The 19,437-nt window shown below is 66.3% G+C and carries 19 protein-coding genes, 1 tRNA gene and 1 pseudogene; 13 read left to right on the top strand and 8 right to left on the bottom strand.

The annotated features are described in order from the left end of the window. Window positions 1–222 precede the first annotated feature (222 nt). The 3 genes from AC1Z3W_RS32260 (at window position 223) to AC1Z3W_RS32250 (ending at window position 2,566) form a co-directional block, all read left to right on the top strand. Window positions 223–420, top strand: a complete 198-nt coding sequence (locus AC1Z3W_RS32260) for a hypothetical protein (RefSeq protein ID WP_057929040.1) — start codon at window positions 223–225, stop codon at window positions 418–420. A gap of 150 nt (window positions 421–570) precedes the next feature. Beyond that, complete coding sequence (otsA, locus tag AC1Z3W_RS32255; protein WP_483509297.1) at window positions 571–1,992, top strand: alpha,alpha-trehalose-phosphate synthase (UDP-forming); 1,422 nt, start codon at window positions 571–573, stop codon at window positions 1,990–1,992. After that, window positions 1,985–2,566 (top strand): AAA family ATPase, encoded by a 582-nt coding sequence (locus AC1Z3W_RS32250; protein WP_124834011.1) that lies wholly within the window; start codon window positions 1,985–1,987, stop codon window positions 2,564–2,566. Before otsA ends, AC1Z3W_RS32250 begins: the two co-directional genes overlap by 8 nt. A gap of 25 nt (window positions 2,567–2,591) precedes the next feature. On the opposite strand, the gene AC1Z3W_RS32245 is transcribed toward AC1Z3W_RS32250, so the two are convergent. After that, window positions 2,592–3,959, bottom strand: coding sequence for an MFS transporter (locus tag AC1Z3W_RS32245; protein ID WP_057929038.1), 1,368 nt, complete (start codon window positions 3,957–3,959; stop codon window positions 2,592–2,594). Window positions 3,960–4,144: 185 nt separating this feature from the next. Then, window positions 4,145–4,525, bottom strand: coding sequence for a DUF5594 family protein (locus AC1Z3W_RS32240; protein ID WP_057929037.1), 381 nt, complete (start codon window positions 4,523–4,525; stop codon window positions 4,145–4,147). Window positions 4,526–4,642: 117 nt separating this feature from the next. Between AC1Z3W_RS32240 and AC1Z3W_RS32235 the strand changes: the two genes are divergently transcribed. Continuing rightward, window positions 4,643–5,044 carry a hypothetical protein gene (locus AC1Z3W_RS32235; RefSeq protein ID WP_057929036.1) on the top strand — a complete coding sequence of 134 codons (402 nt, stop codon included), beginning with the start codon at window positions 4,643–4,645 and terminating at the stop codon, window positions 5,042–5,044. A 191-nt stretch (window positions 5,045–5,235) separates the two neighbouring features. Here the strand turns inward: AC1Z3W_RS32235 and AC1Z3W_RS32230 are convergent, their stop codons facing one another. After that, a complete protein-coding gene (locus AC1Z3W_RS32230; RefSeq protein ID WP_057929047.1) occupies window positions 5,236–5,568 on the bottom strand; it encodes a hypothetical protein in 333 nt (110 codons plus the stop codon). A 144-nt stretch (window positions 5,569–5,712) separates the two neighbouring features. Here AC1Z3W_RS32230 and eco point away from each other — a divergent pair, with 144 nt between their 5' ends. Then, on the top strand, window positions 5,713–6,213 hold the full coding sequence (eco, locus tag AC1Z3W_RS32225; protein ID WP_057929035.1) for a serine protease inhibitor ecotin: 501 nt from the start codon (window positions 5,713–5,715) through the stop codon (window positions 6,211–6,213). 89 nt (window positions 6,214–6,302) lie between these two features. On the opposite strand, the gene AC1Z3W_RS32220 is transcribed toward eco, so the two are convergent. Next, on the bottom strand, window positions 6,303–6,632 hold the full coding sequence (locus tag AC1Z3W_RS32220) for a TetR/AcrR family transcriptional regulator (protein ID WP_057929034.1): 330 nt from the start codon (window positions 6,630–6,632) through the stop codon (window positions 6,303–6,305). A 185-nt stretch (window positions 6,633–6,817) separates the two neighbouring features. Here AC1Z3W_RS32220 and AC1Z3W_RS32215 point away from each other — a divergent pair, with 185 nt between their 5' ends. Together AC1Z3W_RS32215 and AC1Z3W_RS32210 are read left to right on the top strand one after the other, a co-directional pair. Then, a complete protein-coding gene (locus tag AC1Z3W_RS32215) occupies window positions 6,818–6,976 on the top strand; it encodes a hypothetical protein (protein ID WP_260428286.1) in 159 nt (52 codons plus the stop codon). Window positions 6,977–7,768: 792 nt separating this feature from the next. Continuing rightward, window positions 7,769–8,263: a hypothetical protein gene (locus AC1Z3W_RS32210; RefSeq protein ID WP_124834014.1), complete on the top strand. Its 495-nt coding sequence runs from the start codon at window positions 7,769–7,771 to the stop codon at window positions 8,261–8,263. A 146-nt stretch (window positions 8,264–8,409) separates the two neighbouring features. On the opposite strand, the pseudogene AC1Z3W_RS32205 reads toward AC1Z3W_RS32210, so the two are convergent. The 3 genes and pseudogenes from AC1Z3W_RS32205 to AC1Z3W_RS32195 all read right to left on the bottom strand — a co-directional run bounded on the left by AC1Z3W_RS32205 (window position 8,410) and on the right by AC1Z3W_RS32195 (window position 10,193). Beyond that, window positions 8,410–9,628, bottom strand: a pseudogene (locus tag AC1Z3W_RS32205) (tyrosine-type recombinase/integrase). Between the two features lie 160 nt (window positions 9,629–9,788). After that, window positions 9,789–9,863: transfer RNA gene (locus AC1Z3W_RS32200), tRNA-Arg, on the bottom strand. 147 nt (window positions 9,864–10,010) lie between these two features. Beyond that, a complete protein-coding gene (locus tag AC1Z3W_RS32195; RefSeq protein ID WP_012364402.1) occupies window positions 10,011–10,193 on the bottom strand; it encodes a rubredoxin in 183 nt (60 codons plus the stop codon). Between the two features lie 12 nt (window positions 10,194–10,205). Between AC1Z3W_RS32195 and AC1Z3W_RS32190 the strand changes: the two genes are divergently transcribed. The 6 genes from AC1Z3W_RS32190 to AC1Z3W_RS32165 all read left to right on the top strand — a co-directional run bounded on the left by AC1Z3W_RS32190 (window position 10,206) and on the right by AC1Z3W_RS32165 (window position 18,464). Continuing rightward, window positions 10,206–10,379: a hypothetical protein gene (locus AC1Z3W_RS32190; protein WP_162840576.1), complete on the top strand. Its 174-nt coding sequence runs from the start codon at window positions 10,206–10,208 to the stop codon at window positions 10,377–10,379. A gap of 11 nt (window positions 10,380–10,390) precedes the next feature. Beyond that, on the top strand, window positions 10,391–10,795 hold the full coding sequence (locus AC1Z3W_RS32185) for a DUF4399 domain-containing protein (RefSeq protein WP_057929030.1): 405 nt from the start codon (window positions 10,391–10,393) through the stop codon (window positions 10,793–10,795). A 231-nt stretch (window positions 10,796–11,026) separates the two neighbouring features. Beyond that, window positions 11,027–12,976: an ATP-binding cassette domain-containing protein gene (locus tag AC1Z3W_RS32180; protein ID WP_483509296.1), complete on the top strand. Its 1,950-nt coding sequence runs from the start codon at window positions 11,027–11,029 to the stop codon at window positions 12,974–12,976. Window positions 12,977–13,218: 242 nt separating this feature from the next. Beyond that, window positions 13,219–15,201, top strand: a complete 1,983-nt coding sequence (locus AC1Z3W_RS32175; protein ID WP_124834017.1) for a DNA topoisomerase IV subunit B — start codon at window positions 13,219–13,221, stop codon at window positions 15,199–15,201. Window positions 15,202–15,425: 224 nt separating this feature from the next. Then, a complete protein-coding gene (gene parC, locus AC1Z3W_RS32170) occupies window positions 15,426–17,759 on the top strand; it encodes a DNA topoisomerase IV subunit A (RefSeq protein ID WP_483509295.1) in 2,334 nt (777 codons plus the stop codon). Between the two features lie 246 nt (window positions 17,760–18,005). Next, on the top strand, window positions 18,006–18,464 hold the full coding sequence (locus AC1Z3W_RS32165; protein WP_057929026.1) for a CopD family protein: 459 nt from the start codon (window positions 18,006–18,008) through the stop codon (window positions 18,462–18,464). Window positions 18,465–18,519: 55 nt separating this feature from the next. On the opposite strand, the gene AC1Z3W_RS32160 is transcribed toward AC1Z3W_RS32165, so the two are convergent. Continuing rightward, window positions 18,520–19,404 carry a LysR family transcriptional regulator gene (locus AC1Z3W_RS32160; protein WP_175827223.1) on the bottom strand — a complete coding sequence of 295 codons (885 nt, stop codon included), beginning with the start codon at window positions 19,402–19,404 and terminating at the stop codon, window positions 18,520–18,522. Window positions 19,405–19,437 lie beyond the last annotated feature (33 nt).

Here is a 19,437-nt window from a genome sequence, read left to right as displayed (position 1 = left end):
CGCAATTGTCATAGGAAAACTGCAAAGCTTTGACAAATCGCCGGGCGGCGGCTCGCGCGCGTACGCGCGGCGGTATTGTCGGACAGATGGCGGGACAGGGGTCGAAACGTTACAAATTGAAGGTAATTGTTACCGTGGCGTGCGACGAAGCGACCTAGACTATTTAGTTATGGAATGTTTCTACGACGGCTCCGAGCCGCGCGCCATATGAGACACCCAGCCATGCGCCGTTCGAAACGGTTTTCTCCCCGGCCGCCCGATGCGGGCGCCGAGCGTCCGCGTCCGCAGACCGACGCGCCGGCCGCACCGCCTGCCGGCGCGCCCGACGAGACGCCGTCCGACGGCGATCACAACCAGGGCGGCGCACGCCCGGAAGGGCTCGACTATCAACGCGACCTCGGCCAGGAGCAGGACGCTTGATCCCGTCGCCGTTGCATTCCGCTGCCGCATTTCATTGCGCTCTTTGTTGCATCGCTCACATCTGAATCGCCGCGCGACTGCCTGCGGGCCGTCGCGTTCGCCTTGGCGCGCGCCGCGCGTCATCCAATCGAATCGAGGAGGGGAAGCCGCATGAGCAGATTGATCGTGGTATCGAACCGTGTCGCCGCCGGCGAGGACACGCGCCCGAGCGCAGGAGGCCTCGCGGTCGGCGTGATGGACGCGCTGAAGGAAACCGGCGGCATCTGGTTCGGCTGGAACGGCGAGATCGTCGGTACGCCCGACGCCGCACCCGCGATCCAGCGGGACGGCAACGTCACGTATGCGACGCTCGGGCTGACCCGGCGCGACTACGATCAGTACTACCGCGGCTTCTCGAACGCGACGCTGTGGCCGGTGTTCCACTACCGCAGCGATCTCGCGCGCTTCGACCGGCAGGAGTACGCGGGCTATCTGCGCGTGAACGCGATGCTTGCGAAGCAGCTCGCCGCGCTGCTGCTGCCCGACGACCTGATCTGGGTGCACGACTATCACCTGTTGCCGTTCGCGCATTGCCTGCGCGAACTCGGCGTGAAGAACCCGATCGGCTTCTTCCTGCACATTCCGTTTCCGTCGCCCGACATGCTGCGCGTCGTGCCGCCGCACGAGGAGCTCGTGAAGTTCATGTGCGCGTACGACATCGCGGGTTTCCAGACCGACGCCGACAAGCAGGCGTTCACCGACTACATCGAGCGGCGCGGGATCGGCGCGGCAAGCGACGACGGGATGCTGCATGCGCACGGGCGCGTCGTGAAGGTCGCCGCCTATCCGATCGGCGTGCATCCGGATGCGATCGCCGAGGCGGCCGTCCAGTACGGCTCGCGCAAGCCGGTGAAGATGCTGCGCGACGCGCTCGACGGCCGCAAGCTCGTGATGAGCGTCGACCGGCTCGACTATTCGAAGGGGCTCGTCGAACGCTTCCAGTCGTTCGAGCGGATGCTCGCCAACGCGCCGGGCTGGCAGGGGCGCGTGTCGCTCGTGCAGATCGCGCCGCCGACGCGCTCCGACGTGCAGACCTACCAGCGCATCCGCGAGACGCTCGAAGGGGAGGCCGGCCGCATCAACGGCCGTTTCTCGCAACTCGACTGGACGCCGATCCAGTACCTGAACCGCAAGTACGAGCGCAATCTGCTGATGGCGTTCTTCCGGATGTCGCAGGTCGGCTACGTGACGCCGTTGCGCGACGGGATGAATCTCGTCGCGAAGGAATACGTCGCGTCGCAGGACCCGGCCGATCCGGGCGTGCTCGTGCTGTCGGAGTTCGCGGGGGCGGCGGCCGAGCTGACCGGTGCGCTGCTCGTCAATCCGTACGACCTGTCGCAGATGGCCGACGCGCTCGAGCGCGCGTTGTCGATGCCGCTCGCCGAGCGGCAGGCGCGACACGAAGAGAATCTCGCGCGGCTGCGCGAGAACAACCTGTCGGTCTGGCGCGACACGTTCGTCGCCGACCTGCGCAGCGTCGCGGCGGCCGCGTCGGTCACGCAGCGTGCGGGCCGGCGGGCCGCGCATGTCTGAGCGCAGGGAGGAGGGCAGCGCGGCTCACGAAGCGGCCGCCCGCTTCTTCGTCGTCACGGGCGGCCCCGGCTCGGGCAAGAGCACGTTGCTCGATGCACTCGAGCGCAACGGCTTCGCGCGCTCGCACGAGGCCGGGCGCGGTGTGATCCGCGACCAGATGGCGATCGACGGCCCGGCGCTGCCGTGGCGCGACCGGGCCGCGTTCGCCGAGCAGATGCTGAACTGGGAGATGCGTTCGTACCATCTCGCGCGCTGCGCGCGCGGGCCCGTGTTCTTCGATCGCGGCGTGCCGGACGTGATCGGCTACCTGCGGCTCACGGGCCTCGCGGTGCCCGCGCACGCGGAGGCCGCGGCGCGGCGCTTCCGCTATCACCGGCGCGTGTTCATCGCGCCGCCGTGGCCCGAGATCTATGCGCAGGACACCGAGCGGCGGCAGGATTTCGAGGAAGCCGTGCGCACCTACGACGCGATGGTCGACTGCTATACGGCGTATGGCTATCGGCTGATCGAACTGCCGCGCGTGAGCGTGAAGGCGCGCGTGCGCTTCGTGATGGACGCGCTCGACGCCGCATGACCCGCGGACGCGGTGCGCGGCGGCGTCAGGTCGCCGTGTCGGGCCGCGGCGACGCGATGCGCAGCATGCTGACCACGGCGGCAACGGCCGCGAACACCGTGGCGACATAGAGTGCGATCGTCGGCCCGCGCTCGGGCGCCACGCCGAAAATCAGTGCGACGAGCGCGGCACCGAGCGTCTGGCCCGTCAGGCGTGCGGTGCTCAGCATCCCGCCCGCGCCGCCGCTGCGCTCGCGTGGCGCCGACGACAGCATCGCGCGGTTGTTCGGCGACTGGAACAGCCCGAAGCCCGCGCCGCACAGCGCCATCCGCCACACGATGTCGACCGTGCCCGGATGCGCGCCGATCGTCGCGAGCGACAGCAGCCCGGCCGCGAACAGCGCGAGCCCGATCCCGCCGAGAATGCCGGCCGAGTAGCGGTCCGACAGCACGCCGGCGAGCGGCGCGGCGAACACGATCACGAGCGGCCAGGGCGTCATGTAAAGGCCGGTTTCGACCTGCGAGAAGCCGAGCGAATTCTGCAGCCAGAACGGTAGCGCGACGAACGCGAGCATCTGCGACGTGAACGACGCGACCGACGTGCAGATCGACAGCGCGAACATCGGGATGCGCATCAGGTCGACCGGCAGCAGCGGCGCCGGCTGCGACAACTGCCGCTTCACGAAGAAGTAGCCGATGCCGAACGCGACCGCCAGCTCGGCCGCGACGTACGCGTGGCTTTCCCCGTGACCGAGCCCGTCGACGGCCATGATCAGCAGGCCGAACACGCAGGCGTTCATCAGCGCGCTCGGGAAATCGTATGGTGCGTCGTGCAGCGGGTTGGCCGGCAGCGCACGCAGGCTGCCGAACACCGCGGCGATGCCGATCGGCACGTTGACCGCGAACAGCCATGGCCACGACGCGAACGACAGGATCGCCGACGCGACCGTCGGACCGATCGCCGAGGACAGCGCGACCACCATCGCGTTGATCGACAGCCCGCGCCCGAGCATCGACGACGGATAGATCATCCGCACCAGCGCCGCGTTGACGCTCATGATGCCGGCCGCGCCGAACCCCTGGATCACGCGCATCACGGCAAGCGTCGGCAGCGAGCCGGCGAGCGCGCAGCCGAGCGACGCCGCGGTGAAGAGCGCCAGCCCCGCGATATAGATGCGGCGATAGCCGACGCGCTCGCCGAGCGACGCGAGCGGCAGCAGCGTGATCGTGACGGCAAGCTGGTACGCGTTGACGATCCAGATCGATGCGGCATCGGACGCGTGGAGGTCGCGCGCGATCGTCGGCAGCGCGACGTTCGCGATGGCGCCGTCGAGCACGGCGAGCGTGATGCCCAGTGCGACGCAGACGATCGCCCAGTAGCGTTGCGGAAGCGGCAGGCCGGTATCGGCGTTCATGACGGGAGCGAAAGCGTGGTTGTGCGCGCGCCCGGTTGCCGGTTGCGTGCGCAACCATGCTTGCGGGTGGAGGCAGCGGTGAACGGCCCGGCCGGCCTGGCGGCGCCGGAGCGGGACCGGTCGAGTGTATCACCGGGCCGCATTGCGCGACGCCGACGCGCCCGGCCGCCGGCCGGCGTGCGCATTCAGCCTTCGAAGTCGAGGCCGCCGAGCCGCACGAGCGGGTCGGCCTGCGTGCGCGACGCGAGATCGATGTCGCGCGCGCCCTGCCATGCGTTCAGCTTTCTCGGCAGCGCGCTCAGGTAGTGTTCGAATCGCGCGGGCCCGTCGGGCGCCATCAGCCGTTCGATCTCGTCGGTGTCCCAGGTCAGCTCGAGGTTCAGCGGATGCACGAAGCCGCTTACGTGCTCGTGCAGCGCGCTGCGGATCTGCACGCGCGTCGGTTGCCCGTGCCCGCCGTACGGGACGACGTCGGCCCGTACGTGATCGGCGAAGAAGGCGGCAATCGCCTGCGCAATGCGCGGCGCGAATTCGGTATCGAAACGGCGGGCGGTTTCGGGCTGCATGAAGGCGTCTCCTGTGTGCCGAAAATCGTAGCACGGCAGTGCCGCGTTCCGGTGCGAGCGATACCCGTAATGGCGCGTTACCACTTGCTGCATCTATTACGGCCGCGTGCCGCCACAATGCATCACATCCAGTACCACTTCGCGTGGGAGTCCATCATGAAAAAAATTGCCGCAGTATGTGTCCTCGCCGGTTCGCTCGCCGTGGCCGGCCCGGCGTCCGCGCATGGCCGCGACGGGGGCGCCGTCATCGGCGCGTTGATCGGCGGCGCGGTGCTCGGCGCGATCGTGACGTCCGCGATGAATCCGCCCGTCGCGTACCAGGCACCCGTGTATCAGGCGCCGGCCTATCAGCAGCCGACGTACTACCAGGCGCCCGCCTATCAGCAGCCGGCTTATCCGACCTACCAGCAGGCGCAGTACCAGGACGACGGCCCGAACTATTGCTACGACCGCTATCAGCGCCCGTATGTGTGCGGTGCGCCCGTGTCGGGTGGCTATGCGCAGCCGGCCGGCTGGTAAGCGGGCGAGTGACCGGGCTCGGCGCCGCGTGATCGGCGCCGATTGAGTCGCCGGTTCGCAGGATGACAAAAGGAAAGGCCCTCGCGTGATGCGAGGGCCTTTCCTTTCTGCGGCAACGGTTTTTTGCGCGTCAAACAGCGGTCGAACGAGGCCGCGTGCGGATACAAACGGTTGCAATTGGATCCGCGGGATCAGTGGCGATGACCACCGTCGCCATGGCCGCGCCCGCCGCCGCCTTCGTTCCAGTCACCGCGGCGTCCGCCGCCACGCCCCCAGCCGCCGTGGTCACCGCGATCGCCGCGATCCCAGCGACGGTAGTCGCGGTGTCCGCGATCCCAGTCGCGCCCGCCGCCGCCGCCCCAGATATTGACCGTGCCGTAGACGGGGGCCGCCCCGTAGGCCGGTCCGTACGCGTAGCCGGGATCGGAATAGTAGGGTTGTCCGTAGCCGTATCCGGCGTCCGGCCCGACGACGCAGCCGGCGAGCAGCGTGGCGACGCCGGCGGCGGCAATGAGCTTCAGCATGATGTTCTCCATTGGTTCCCCTATAAATACCGCGCGCGGGAATTGCCGGCTGTATGCAATTGTGTCGTCAAATTACAGCTTCGTAAGGTGTTGCGGCGAAAGTGTTAGCATCCGGGGCCTATTTTGTTTATCAGGAGCACATCGATGAAATTCGCGATCCGGGCCGTCCTGGCCGCCTTTTGCGTGACGACCGCCGCCGCTTGCGCGGCCGGCCCCGCATCGGCGCCCGCCGTGCCGGCCGAATCGATCAAGATGTTCCCGCAACCGGCGGCCGGCCAGCAGCGCGCGGTGATCGCGCTGCCTGCGCTCGAGAACGAAGGCGATGCGCGCGTCGAGCTGATGATCGGCAAGACGCTGCAGACCGACTGCAACCAGCAATGGTTCGGCGGCGAGCTGACCGCCGAGGACGTGAAGGGCTGGGGTTATACGTACTATCGGCTGACCGACGTGAAGGGGCCTGCGTCGACGTTGATGGCCTGCCCGGGCCAGGCGCCGCAACAGCGGTTCGTGCAGGTACGTGGCGACGGCCAACTGCTGCGCTACAACAGCCGCCTGCCGCTCGTCGTGTATGTGCCGGACGGTTTCGACGTGCGCTACCGCGTGTGGCATGCGTCGAAGGACGTGCAGCACGCAGTGACGAAGTAAGGCACACCGACGTGGCCATGCGGGGGCGCTCGCCGCCGCACGGCTGCGCGCTGTTTCGCGGGTTTCTTTTCAGGGCCGACGGTTATCCTTCACTCGCGCCCGCGCGCCGGCCATGCGGCTAGCGCGGCTTGTGTGACCGCCTCCAGATCGCGATGGCTCGCACCGTCGCGCACCTGAATCAACATCCCCTGTTGCACCGTCACGTAGTAGTTCTCGATCGCGTCGTGTGCGCTGCCGGCCTGTTCGACGCCGCCCCGGATCTCGCGGCCCTCCGTTTCCCGGTAGTGCTCGACTGCCTGCCGGAACAACGCTTCCTTGCTGCCGAACGCCGCGTACAGGCTCGGCGACGCAATGCCCATCGCGGCCGTCAGGTCCGTCATCGGCGTACCCTCGTAGCCGAGACGCCAGAACACCTCCATCGCGCGATCCAGTGCCGCTTCCTTGTCAGGATGAAGGTTCGGAATTCTACGCAATCTTCAGTATGGATTCGTCGCTAGCCGGTCGGGTGCGATCGCGTGTCGCATACCGTCACGATGGCGCGGTGATGAATGGGAGAGAGGGTAACGAACGGTTTGATGGGCGGGGCGGGGAATTCATTTACAAAGTGATCAAGCGTACTTACGATGACGCCAAGGCATTGATGAAGCGGGGCGTGCTGATGCCGCGTAGCGACGGCTATCCGTATCGGCAGGAGTACATCCCCGGTCACGGCAAGTTCATGGTCTATCGCGTGCTGCCGTCCATCTTCACGCTTGAGCTGTGAAATGCACCGCCGCCGTCCGGGAGGGCGGTGGCGGGCATTCCTTTGCGCGGCATATTTCTCCCGCGCGTCAAAGTTACTTTGAGCGATACGCGCCAGACGGAACCGGGGGGGCGGCTGCCGCGAATCTTGCCTCCAACGTAACAATCTGGGCCGGTTTATCTCCAGTATCTCCAGCGTTCTCCAAATTGTTTGGAGACACACGAAGCCTTACCCCATAAGGCTTTGCGGCCGATTCAGGCGTTTATCTCCAAATCTCCAACTTGTTTTGCACTGAGCGGACAGGCGTCGACCGTCTTAGTCGACCGCGAAGCCAGGCGGGGCGTGGCTCTCCGGGATTCGAAGGGCATCGACAACGTGTTTTTGAGGGGGGTGTCTGAGATGTGCGTCGATCGGGCATTGTTGCGCCGGCCGCAAGTGTCGGAGCGGCCGGAAAGCGGGGGACCCTGCGTCTAGGGCAAAGACGCGGGGGCTCACACCCGCGTCTTTTCTCTACTGACGGCAAACATAGGGGGGGCACATAATAATAAGGGGCCAAATCATTCGATCGCCCAATCCCTAGACTCTTTCCGATTTACTGGTGGGAAACGCACGGAAGGGGTCATCACCATGCAGGGAAGATCGAGACGGAACGCCGCCCGTGCTCTGGTCCGGGCCGAGCGAGCTTTTGGTCACTGCGAACTTCGGGGAAGCACAATACGGTCGTCCGCGTTCGGCTAGCAGCGGTCGACCAACTTGTGGCGTAGGATTGCCAGCGATCGCGCTGCTCTATACCAAACTACGGGGGGAGTCGTCATGATCGAACTGCTTGAGCCTTTCTCTCGCCAAATGGCGGGAGACCTTCTTTCAGTCTTTCCGAACTGGAGGAGCCATTTTTCTATTGTCGCCAGCGCGGGAGAGAACTTCTTCAACGTTCAGGTGCCGGCACTCGCAGCATCGAAAGGCGGCCCCTTAGAGGTTTCTTCTTTATACAACGAGGAGGTGACGGTTTTCTACGCGACAACCCATCGCCATTTTTTCTCCGTGCTGGGCAATGCGGACGAGGCTGGTGGTGCAGTCGACTTCATCCGGAAGATACTTGACGAGCAACTTGCCGTGGTCTCATACATTTGTACCGGCGACTCAACAATACGCGATGGGGTTTTTTCAAGCAGCGCGGTTCCGGTGGACAAAATTCCACGCGCAAACTACGAGTACTACTACACCACGTCGATGCGCGTGCGCTCTTGGAAGGGCACTTACGACGCCGACTTCGCCGCTCCGTACGTCAGAGACAAGCCAGCGGGCTAGGATTGGCATGGGTCAAAACAATTCCTAATTTGCTTCGTGTCGGTAAGCGACAGGCCCCCAGAGATCTGCGGGCGGGCGCAGTAAGTGCCTGCTCCCATCCTTGGCAGTGACTGTGGTGGGCAAAGTCGCGAGGACGACGGTGGCCGCTAACGGGCTGACGCGACACGGATGACCTCTGCCCCTGCCTTGAGGCGGTCGAGATGATCGCCCCACGCCTGCATCATCCGTCTGCGCTCCGGCAGGTATTCAGCGTGGACATAGGCGGCAGTCACTTGATTGCGTTCGGCGTGTGCCATCTGGCGCTCCCTCCACAACGTCCCGGCCGAAGCCGAGTTCACGTAGAGCTGTAGCCGCCAGTCCGCGAAAGCCGTGCCCGGTCATCCGCGACTTGTAGCCCATGCGATAGAGCGCGTAGAGCATGGTGTTGTTCGAAATGTGGCTCCGGCCTTGCACGCTATAGAACACGAATCGATGCTGGCCGTTGAGCGCGCGGAGCTGGGCGAGCACGCCGAGCGCTTGTCGCGATAGCGGCACGATGTGCGGGTCGCGCATCTTCATGCGCTCCGGCGGTACGCGCCATTCTGCGGCGGCTTCGTCAAACTCCGACCATTCCGCACGGATCATTTCCGTTGTCCGCACGAAGGTCAGCGCCATCAGGCGGAGCGCGAGCCGGGTGACTAGGTCGCCTTGGTAAGCGTCGATGTCTCGCATGAGCTGCGGAATCTCCGTCGCCTTGACGCGGGCCATGTGCTGCACGCCGGGACCCTTCTTCAAGACCGTCTGCGCATCGATGTCGGCCGCCGGATTCCTGGAGCATCGCCCGGTCATGATCCCGTACTGGAAGACGGCGCGAGAGCGCTGGAGGATCCGCTTCGCCGTCTCACGCACGCCGCGCGCCTCGACCTCGCGCACGATGCTGAGCATCTGTGGCGAGTCGATCTCCGCGATCGGGCGAGGGCCGATCTTCGGGAACACGTCGACCTCAAGCGAATTCAGCACCTTCTCCGCGTAGCCGTCGCTCCAGCCCGGACGCTGCGAGTCGTACCACTCGCGCGCTACCGCTTCGAACGAGTTTGCCGCCGCGATTTCGGCGGCCCGTTTCGCATCCTTCTTCGCTTCGCCTGGATCGATGCCGGTCGCGATCTGCTCGCGTGCCTCGTCGCGCTTCTTCCGTGCCGTCGCGAGCGTGACGGCCGGATAGACGCCGAGGGCGAGCGTCTTCTGCTTGCCAAGGAAGCGGTATGAGAAGCGCCAGTACTTCGCGCCGTTCGGTTGGACGAGCAAGAACATTCCGTTGCCGTCCGTGAGTTTGTACGGGGCCGCGCTGGCCTTCGCGTTCCGTACCTGCACGTCAGTGAGAGGCATTGTTGGTATTTTTGTTGGTATCGGCTGATACCAACAAAAATACCAACACTTTCTCCGGCTGTCACTGAGCAACCTTGGGTAACGATGTGAGCTAGAGGTCCGCCAGACGGGCCTAAGCGGGCGATTTCTTGTGAATCTTGGGGATGGTTTGGGGCTTGGCTGGTCCCCCCGACAGGAATCGAACCTGTATCTAGCGCTTAGGAGGCGCTTGTTCTATCCATTGAACTACGGGGAGAGCCATGTCCGCGATATCGCGCGCAAATGACGCGACCGGGACGGCGATGTGGACAGCGCGCAGAGTATAGCAAACGCGCGGCGCATCGGCGGACGGAATGCGTGCCGACGCGCCGTGCGCGTGCTCAGTCGTGTCCGGAAACCGGAATCAGAAATCGACGACGACGAAATCTTCCTTGCCCACGTCGCACAGCGGGCAGCGCCAGTCGGCGGGAATATCGGCGAAACGGGTGCCGGCGGGGATGCCCTCGTCGGGCAGGCCTTCCGCTTCGTTGTAGACCCACCCGCAAATCAGGCAGACCCAGCTCTGGTATTCGATTACTTCGCTCATGTGGCGCTCGGGATGATGAAAGTCGGCGATGCCGTCCGCGGCCCGGCCGACGGACGAAAGGCGCAATGGTACCGTAATTTCGCCGAACGTCAGCGCAACGTCGTTTTAAACGTACGCATCGAGAACAACGACTGTCATCGCGCGGGCCGGGCACGCAGTGTATCCTGCGTGAGCCTTTCAATCTGAAGGAGGAAACGATGGTCAACAAGAAATGGATCGCGGGTGCGGTATGTGTCGCGGCACTGGCCGTGTCGACGCTCGCGCGTGCCGAGGCGCGCGTGTTCTTCGTCGAGCCGAAGGACGGCGCGACGGTGTCGAGCCCCGTGCACGTGAAGTTCGGCCTTGAAGGGATGGAACTCAAGCCGGCTGGCGACATGACGGCGGACACGGGCCACCATCACCTGCTGATCGACGGCAAGCCGGTGCCGAAGGGCGACGTGATCCCTGCCACCGACCATTCGCTGCACTTCGGCAAGGCCCAGACCGAAACCGACGTGAAGCTGCCGCCCGGCCAGCACACGCTGACGCTGCAGCTCGGCGACGGCGCGCACCGCTCGTACGGTCCCGGGCTGAGCTCGACGATCACGGTCAACGTGAAGTAGTCGCTCCTCCCGCATGCGGGCGCCCGGCCGGGAAGTTGCGGCCGGATGCCTGCCGCCCCGGCGCTCTGCAACGCCGAAGCGCGCCATGCCGGCCCCGTCCGCCGGGTGCGCCGACATGCCGCCCCAGCACAAAAAGAACCGCCCATCGGCATAGTCCGTCCGGCCATCCCGGCGCAGGTGTCCGCCACCGGTACAATGGGCGCTTCCGATTTCTCTCTTCGCCGTCTCCCCATGTCGCTTTATTCCATTACCGGCGCGCAACTCGCGTTCGGTCACGTCGCGTTGCTCGATCACGCGGATTTCTCGCTGGAGGCCGGTGAACGCGTCGGCCTGATCGGTCGCAACGGCGCGGGCAAGTCGTCGCTGCTGAAGATCGTCGCCGGTCTTGCCAGGCCCGACGACGGGCTGATTACGCGCCAGCAGGAGCTCGTGACCGTCTACGTGCCGCAGGAGCCCGAATTCGAACCCGGCGCGACCGTGTTCGATGCCGTGGCGTCGGGGCTCACGCATACGCGCGAAGTGCTCGAAGAATACGATTCGATCGCGCACCGCCTCGCGGAGACCCCCGAAGGTGCCGAGCACGACGCGCTGCTCGCGCGGATGAACGCGCTGCAGTCGTCGCTCGACGCGCACGATGCGTGGAACTGGCGCACGCGCGTGTCGATGACGCTCGCGCAGATCGGCCTGACGGACGGCGATGCACAAGTCGACGCGCTGTCGGGCGGGATGCAGAAGCGCGTCGCATTGGCGCGTGCACTGGTGCTGCAGCCCGACGTGCTGCTGCTCGACGAACCGACCAACCACCTCGACTTCGACGGCATCCGCTGGCTGGAAGAGCTGCTGGTCGCGCAGCGCGCGGGCCTCTTGTTCATCACCCACGATCGCGCGTTCCTCGACCGTGTCGCGACGCGCATCGTCGAGCTCGATCGCGGCCGGCTGCTGTCGTATCCGGGCAATTTCTCGGCCTACCAGACGCGCAAGGCGCAGCAGCTCGAAATCGAGCGCGTGGAAAACGAGAAGTTCGACAAGCTGCTCGCGCAGGAAGAAGTGTGGATCCGCAAGGGCGTCGAAGCGCGCCGCACGCGCAGCGTCGGCCGCATCGCGCGGCTCGTGCAGATGCGCAACGATCGCGCGGAGCGCCGCAATTCGCAGGGCAACGTGAAGCTCGACGTCGCGCAGGGCGAGAAGTCGGGCAAGATCGTCGCGGAACTGACGGACGTGACGAAGCGCTACGGCGATCGCACGGTCGTCGACACCTTCTCGACGACGGTCATGCGCGGCGACAAGATCGGTTTCGTCGGCCCGAACGGCGCCGGCAAGACCACGCTGCTCAAGCTGATCCTCGGCGAACTGAAGCCCGACACGGGCACGGTGCGTACCGGCACGAACCTGCAGGTCGCGTATTTCGACCAGATGCGCGCGCAGCTCGACCAGGAAAAGAGCCTGGCCGACACCATCAGCCCCGGTAGCGAATGGGTCGAGATCGGCGGCGTGCGCAAGCACGTGATGAGCTATCTCGGCGACTTCCTGTTCGCGCCGGAGCGCGCCCGCTCGCCGGTGAAGTCGCTGTCGGGCGGCGAGCGCAACCGGCTGCTGCTCGCGCGCCTGTTCGCGCGTCCGGCCAACGTGCTGGTGCTCGACGAGCCGACCAACGACCTCGACATCCCGACGCTGGAACTGCTCGAAGAGCTGCTGGCCGACTACGACGGCACGGTGCTGCTCGTCAGCCACGATCGCGCGTTCCTCGACAACGTCGTGACGTCGGTGATCGCGGCCGAGGGCGACGGCAAGTGGCGCGAATACGTCGGCGGTTTCACCGACTGGCAGATCCAGAGCGAGCGTTCGCAGCAGCTCGCCCAGCAGGAAGCGGCGAAGCGCGCGGTGAAGGAAGCGGCGCCGGTCAAGGAAGATGCGGCGAAAAGCGCGGCCGGCCGCAACGCGCAGCGCACGGTGAAGCTGTCGTTCAACGAGCAGCGCGAACTCGATGCGCTGCCGGAGAAGATCGCGGCGCTCGAGGAAGAACAGAAGACGATCAACGCGCAGCTCGAGGACGGCTCGATCTTCGCGAAGGATCCGCAGGAAGGCACGCGCCTGACCGAGCGGTTCGCTGCGATCGACGACGAACTCCTTGCCGCGCTCGAGCGGTGGGAGACGCTCGAGGCGAAGCGCAAGCCGGTCTGACGCAACGCGCGCCGCGGGCCGCACCGCGGCGCCGTGCAACGATCTTGCAATGGCACGCCACGCGGAACCAGTAAAATACCGCGCGTCCCGGGTCGCGCAGCGCACGCCGCGCGCCCGCATTCGGAGCAGTCCAAGCACACCGTTGTTTCGATTCGCTTTTTTACGGAACTCAACGTTTTGTCCATGACGTTATCCACACGAGGTGTGGACAACGTCCCGATGAATGACGAAATTCAGCGCCTATGTCAACGAAGAAGCCCAGCGCGGCCTATAGCGAAGCATCGATCAAGGTGCTCAAGGGCCTCGAGCCGGTCAAGCAGCGGCCCGGCATGTACACCCGTACCGAAAATCCGCTGCACATCATCCAGGAAGTCATCGACAACGCGTCGGACGAGGCGCTCGGCGGCTACGGCAGGCAGATCACGGTCACGCTGCACGCCGACCAGTCGGTGTCGGTCGAGGACGACGGCCGCGGCATCCCGTTCGGCATGCATCCCGAGGAAGGCGTGCCGGTCGTCGAGATCGTGTTCACGCGCCTGCACGCGGGCGGCAAGTTCGACAAGGCCGCCGGCGGCGCGTACACGTTCTCGGGCGGCCTGCACGGCGTCGGCGTGTCGGTGACGAACGCACTCGCGACGCGTCTCGACGTGACGGTGTGGCGCGACGGCAAGATCGCCGAACTCGGCTTTGCCGACGGCGATGTCGTGAAGCCGCTCGCAACGCAAGGCGCGGGCCGCGGCGAGAAGAAGTCGGGCACGCGCGTACAGGTGTGGCCGAATCCGAAGTACTTCGATTCGCCGAACCTGCCGTTCGGCGAGCTGCAGCGCCTGCTGCGCTCGAAGGCCGTGCTGCTGCCGGGCGTCGAGGTCGTGCTCGTCAACGAGAAGACCGGCGAGCGCCAGGCGTGGAAGTACGAGGACGGCCTGCGCGGCTACCTGCTCGACGAGATGAACGGCAGCGAGCTGCTGATCCCGCTGTTCGAAGGCGAGCGCTTTGCCGATGCGCGCTCGACCGACGAAACCTTCGCCGAGGGCGAGGGCGCGTCGTGGGTCGTCGCATGGAGCGAGGAAGGTTCGCTCGTGCGCGAGTCGTACGTGAACCTGATCCCGACGCCGGCCGGCGGCACGCACGAGTCGGGCCTGCGCGACGGTCTCTACCAGGCGGTGAAAAGCTTCGTCGAACTGCACAACCTGCAGCCGAAGGGCGTGAAGCTGCTCGCGGAAGACGTATTCGCGCGCGTGTCGTTCGTGCTGTCCGCGAAGGTGCTCGATCCGCAGTTCCAGGGGCAGATCAAGGAGCGCCTGAACAGCCGCGACGCGGTGAAGCTGGTGTCGTCGTTCTCGCGTCCGGCGCTCGAGCTGTGGCTGAACCAGCACGTCGAGCACGGCAAGAAGCTCGCCGAACTCGTGATCAAGCAGGCGCAGGCGCGCACGCGCGCGGGCCAGAAGGTCGAGAAGCGCAAGAGTTCGGGCGTCGCGGTGCTGCCCGGCAAGCTGACCGATTGCGAGACGGAAGACATCGCGCGCAACGAACTGTTCCTCGTCGAGGGCGACTCGGCTGGCGGTTCCGCGAAGATGGGCCGCGACAAGGAATACCAGGCGATCCTGCCGCTGCGCGGCAAGGTGCTGAACACGTGGGAAACCGAGCGCGACCGCCTGTTCGCGAACAACGAGGTGCACGACATCTCGGTCGCGATCGGCGTCGATCCGCACAGCCCGGACGACAGCGTCGACCTGTCGAACCTGCGCTACGGCAAGATCTGCATCCTGTCGGACGCGGACGTCGACGGCTCGCACATCCAGGTGCTGCTGCTCACGCTGTTCTTCAAGCATTTCCCGCAGCTGATCGAGCGCGGTCACGTGCATGTCGCGCGGCCGCCGCTGTTCCGCGTCGACGCACCGGCGCGCGGCAAGAAGCCCGCGCAGAAGCTCTATGCGCTCGACGAAGGCGAACTCGAGGCGACCCTCGACAAGCTGCGCAAGGACGGCGTGCGTGAAACGCAATGGAGCATCAGCCGCTTCAAGGGTCTCGGCGAAATGAGCGCGGAGCAGCTGTGGGACACGACGATGAACCCCGACACGCGCCGCCTGATGCCGGTGAAGCTCGGCGAGCTCGACTATGAGGCGACCGTCGCGCGGATGACGATGCTGATGGGCAAGGGCGAGGCAGCCGCGCGACGCGGCTGGCTCGAGGAAAAGGGCAACGACGTCGAAGCGGACATTTAGTGCAGTGTTCGACGCCAATCGGCACTGATGCGCTGCGCCTTCGCGCCCGTGGCGGTGTCGCAAATCCTCGCGATGCCGGCTGGCATCGCTGCGGTTTGCTTCTTGCCACGAACGCGAATCCGCTGGCGCATCAGCACCGCTTGGCATCGAACACGACACCGCCTCCGCGCGGCCGGGCCTGACGCCCGGCCCGGCCTCATGCCAGTTACGAATACGGAATTCAGATGGACGACAATACTTCCGATCTCTTTGCCGGGTCCGACGCACCGGACGCCGATGCGCTGACACTCGGCAACTACGCGGAGCAGGCGTACCTCAGCTACGCCGTCAGCGTCGTGAAAAGCCGCGCGCTGCCCGATGTCTGCGACGGCCAGAAGCCGGTGCAGCGCCGGATCCTGTTCGCGATGAACGAAATGGGCCTCGGCCCGGACGCGAAGCCGGTGAAATCGGCGCGCGTGGTGGGCGACGTGCTCGGTAAATACCACCCGCACGGCGACCAGTCGGCGTACGACGCGCTCGTGCGTCTCGCGCAGGACTTCTCGCTGCGCTATCCACTGATCGACGGTCAGGGCAACTTCGGCTCGCGCGACGGCGACGGCGCGGCGGCGATGCGATACACCGAAGCGCGGCTCACGCCGATCTCGAAGCTGCTGCTCGACGAGATCGACCAGGGCACGGTCGATTTCATGCCGAACTACGACGGCTCGTTCGAGGAACCGAAGACGCTGCCGAGCCGCATGCCGTTCGTGCTGCTGAACGGCGCATCGGGCATCGCGGTCGGCCTCGCCACGGAAATCCCGTCGCACAACCTGCGCGAGGTCGCGGCGGCGGCGGTCGCGCTGATCCGCAATCCGAAGCTCACGCACGCGGAGCTGATGAACCTGATCCCCGGCCCGGACTTCCCGGGCGGCGGCCAGATCATCTCGAGCGACACCGAGATCGCGGCGGCCTATGAAACCGGCCGCGGCAGCCTGAAGGTGCGCGCGAAATGGAAGATCGAGGATCTCGCGCGCGGGCAGTGGCAGCTCGTCGTCACCGAGCTGCCGCCGAGCACGTCGGGCCAGAAGGTGCTCGAGGAAATCGAGGAGCTGACCAACCCGAAGCTCAAGCTCGGCAAGAAGACGCTCACGCCCGAGCAGCTCAACACGAAGAAGGCGATGCTCGACCTGCTCGACGCGGTGCGCGACGAGTCGGGCAAGGAAGCGGCGGTGCGGCTCGTGTTCGAGCCGAAGTCGCGCACGATCGACCAGACGGAATTCGTGAACACGCTGCTCGCGTACACGAGCCTCGAGTCGAACGCGACGCTGAACCTCGTGATGATCGGCGCCGACGGGCGGCCGGGCCAGAAGGGCCTGCTGACGATCCTCGACGAATGGGTGAAGTTCCGCCAGCTGACGATGACGCGCCGGTGCCGCCACCGTCTCGCAAAGGTGGACGACCGCATCCACATCCTCGAAGGGCGGATGATCGTCTTCCTGAACATCGACGAGGTGATCCGCATCATCCGCGAGGCGGACGAGCCGAAGGCCGCGCTGATGAGCGCGTTCGGCCTCACCGACCGCCAGGCGGAAGACATCCTCGAAATCCGCCTGCGTCAGCTCGCGCGGCTCGAGAAGATCAAGATCGAGAAGGAGCTCGAGGCGCTGCGCGACGAAAAGGCGAAGCTCGAGGAGCTGCTCGCGAACGAAAGCGCGATGAAGCGGCTGATGATCAAGGAGATCGAGGCCGACGCGAAGCAGTACGGCGACGATCGCCGCACGCTGATCCAGCAGGAAAAGCGCGCGACGTTCGAGGCGAAGGTGGTCGACGAGCCGGTGACGGTCGTCGTGTCGCAGAAGGGCTGGGTGCGTGCGCTGAAGGGCCACGGGCTCGACCCGGCCGGCTTCTCGTTCAAGGCCGGCGACAACCTGTACGCGGCGTTCCAGTGCCGCACGCCCGATCGCCTGATCGCGTGGGGCAGCAGCGGCCGCGTGTACTCGGTCGACGTGTCGGTGCTGCCGGGCGGGCGCGGCGACGGCGTGCCGGTGACGTCGCTGATCGAGCTCGAATCGGGCTCGCACCTGATGCACTACTACGCGGCGCCGGCCGACCAGCAACTGCTGCTCGCGTCGAGCAACGGCTTCGGCTTCCTCGCGAAGGTCGGCGACATGGTGAGCCGCGTGAAGGCCGGCAAGTCGTTCATGACGATCGATGCGGGCGCAGCTACGGGCGCGGTGCCGCTCGCGCCGATGCCTGTGCTGCCGAACGCGACGCAGGTCGCGTGTCTGTCGAGCGGCGGCCGGCTGCTGGTGTTCGGGATGGACGAGATGAAGACGCTGTCCGGCGGCGGCCGCGGCGTGATCCTGATGGCGCTCGACGACAAGGAAACGCTCGTGCAGGCGCTCGCGATCGACCCGGCAGGCGTCGTGCTGAGCGGCACCGGGCGCGGCGGCAAGGCGCAGGACGAAACGCTGTCGTACGCGGGGCTCGCGCCGCACGTCGGCAAGCGCGCACGCAAGGGCCGTGCGCCGGAGACGAAGCTGAAGGTCGTCAACGAGATGCGTCCGCTGCTCGGCTGACGCCGCATCCGGTCGCCCGGGCGACCGGCACCGCAGGCCGCACCCCCGCTTCGGCGGGCGTGCGGCCTGTTCTTTTGGGGCGACGTATTCAGGTAAGCGAGAGTGGCGCCGTCATGCGGAACTTGCAAAATATTGTGAAATGCCGCCTCGGGTTCGAACCGAGCGGCGGCCCGCCGGTCGAACGTCGCTCGAGACCGCGCGTGACGCGGCTGTTCGTTGCACTCAACTCATAACAGGATTGCCGCCATGTCCCACGCTGTTGCCGTCGCGCTGTTTCTTCATCTGCTGGCCGTCGCCGTGTGGGTGGGCGGGATGGTCTTCGCGAACTTCTGCCTGCGCCCGGCGCTGTCCGACCTGACGCCGCAGCTTCGGCTGCCGCTGATCGAGGGCGTGTTCGGCCGCTTCTTCAACTGGGTGTCGGGATCGGTGATCGTGATCCTGCTGTCCGGCGGGTTCCTGCTGATGGAATTCGGCGGCGCGCATGCGACGTGGTCGCTGCATGCGATGGCAGGCCTCGGTGTCGTGATGATGCTGATCTTCGGGCATATCCGCTTCGCGCTGTTCCCGCGCATCCGTCGCGCGGTGCAGGCGCAGAACTGGCCCGATGGCGCGCGCGCGGTGAATGCGGTGCGCCTGCTCGTCGTCGTCAACCTCGTGCTCGGCGTCGTGACGATCGGCGCGGCCGTGTTGTCGCGCGGCTTCTGATCTTCGACCCTGCGGCGTCGCCCGGCGCTCGCCGCCGGCGCGGTGCCGCGTGCCGCTACGCGGCCAGCATCGCATCGAGCAGCCACGCGCCAGCCGGGCCGAGCGGCCGGTTGCGCGACCAGACCGCATCGACCCGCACGCGGCGCGGCCAGCCGCGCGAGCGCAGCTCGCACAGGCGATCGCGCGCGAAGTGCTCGACCATCCAGCGCGGCAGCTCGGCCCAGCCGAATCCCAGCACCGCCATCTCCAGTAGCATCAGGTAGCTTGGCGCGAGCCAGCGCTGCGTGCCGACGACGATCCGGTCGTCGGCGCCGCGATCCTCCGGTTTCACGTACGTGTTGAGGCGCAGTTCGCGCGCGTCGCGTAGCACCGCATGCGGCACGTCGGCGTCGCCGTAGGCCGCCAGCGCGTGCGTGCGCCCGACGAACAGGCCGATCTCCGACTCCTCCGCCACCGTCGCCGCGCCGATATCGGGCGGGTAGACGGCGCGCGCGGCCATCAGCCCGAGCTGGGCGCGGCCCTGCTGGATCAGGTCGAGCACGTCCTCGTGCTCGGCGATCTGGCATTCGAGCTCGAGCGCCGGAAAGCGCCGTTCGAGCGCCATCAAGGTGTCCTCGTAACGCTTCGACTGGTACGTATCGGACACGACGAGCGTCAGCCGCGCTTCCTCGCCCTGCGCGAGCCGCGCGGCGGTGCGGTCGATCGCCGCGCCGGCCTCCAGCGCGCGCTGCACCTGCGGCAGCAGCGCGCGGCCGGCATCGGTCAGCGTCGGCGTGCGCGTCGAGCGGTCGAACAACTGCACGCCGAGATCGATTTCGAGGTTCGCGATCGCTTCGGACACCGTCGACTGGCGCTTGCCGAGCTTGCGCGCGGCGGCTGTAAACGAGCCGAGCAGCGCGGCTTCGGCGAAGGCGAGCAGGGCTTCCGGGGCGTGGCGCATGCGGCGGGTCTCACAACGTTATATCGGTAAAAC

The organism is Burkholderia sp. 10_S31, assembly GCF_056930375.1.
Note: the sequence above shows the minus strand (reverse complement) of the source record. Positions and strands in the feature narration are given on the sequence as shown.

Coding starts and splice junctions, on each gene's coding strand:
- AC1Z3W_RS32260 (WP_057929040.1), top strand. CDS start 223: ATGCGCCGTTCGAAACGGTTTTCTCCCCGGCCGCCCGATGCGGGCGCC.
- otsA (WP_483509297.1), top strand. CDS start 571: ATGAGCAGATTGATCGTGGTATCGAACCGTGTCGCCGCCGGCGAGGAC.
- AC1Z3W_RS32250 (WP_124834011.1), top strand. CDS start 1,985: ATGTCTGAGCGCAGGGAGGAGGGCAGCGCGGCTCACGAAGCGGCCGCC.
- AC1Z3W_RS32245 (WP_057929038.1), bottom strand. CDS start 3,959: ATGAACGCCGATACCGGCCTGCCGCTTCCGCAACGCTACTGGGCGATC.
- AC1Z3W_RS32240 (WP_057929037.1), bottom strand. CDS start 4,525: ATGCAGCCCGAAACCGCCCGCCGTTTCGATACCGAATTCGCGCCGCGC.
- AC1Z3W_RS32235 (WP_057929036.1), top strand. CDS start 4,643: ATGCATCACATCCAGTACCACTTCGCGTGGGAGTCCATCATGAAAAAA.
- AC1Z3W_RS32230 (WP_057929047.1), bottom strand. CDS start 5,568: ATGCTGAAGCTCATTGCCGCCGCCGGCGTCGCCACGCTGCTCGCCGGC.
- eco (WP_057929035.1), top strand. CDS start 5,713: ATGAAATTCGCGATCCGGGCCGTCCTGGCCGCCTTTTGCGTGACGACC.
- AC1Z3W_RS32220 (WP_057929034.1), bottom strand. CDS start 6,632: ATGGAGGTGTTCTGGCGTCTCGGCTACGAGGGTACGCCGATGACGGAC.
- AC1Z3W_RS32210 (WP_124834014.1), top strand. CDS start 7,769: ATGATCGAACTGCTTGAGCCTTTCTCTCGCCAAATGGCGGGAGACCTT.
- AC1Z3W_RS32195 (WP_012364402.1), bottom strand. CDS start 10,193: ATGAGCGAAGTAATCGAATACCAGAGCTGGGTCTGCCTGATTTGCGGG.
- AC1Z3W_RS32190 (WP_162840576.1), top strand. CDS start 10,206: ATGATGAAAGTCGGCGATGCCGTCCGCGGCCCGGCCGACGGACGAAAG.
- AC1Z3W_RS32185 (WP_057929030.1), top strand. CDS start 10,391: ATGGTCAACAAGAAATGGATCGCGGGTGCGGTATGTGTCGCGGCACTG.
- AC1Z3W_RS32180 (WP_483509296.1), top strand. CDS start 11,027: ATGTCGCTTTATTCCATTACCGGCGCGCAACTCGCGTTCGGTCACGTC.
- AC1Z3W_RS32175 (WP_124834017.1), top strand. CDS start 13,219: ATGTCAACGAAGAAGCCCAGCGCGGCCTATAGCGAAGCATCGATCAAG.
- parC (WP_483509295.1), top strand. CDS start 15,426: ATGGACGACAATACTTCCGATCTCTTTGCCGGGTCCGACGCACCGGAC.
- AC1Z3W_RS32165 (WP_057929026.1), top strand. CDS start 18,006: ATGTCCCACGCTGTTGCCGTCGCGCTGTTTCTTCATCTGCTGGCCGTC.
- AC1Z3W_RS32160 (WP_175827223.1), bottom strand. CDS start 19,404: ATGCGCCACGCCCCGGAAGCCCTGCTCGCCTTCGCCGAAGCCGCGCTG.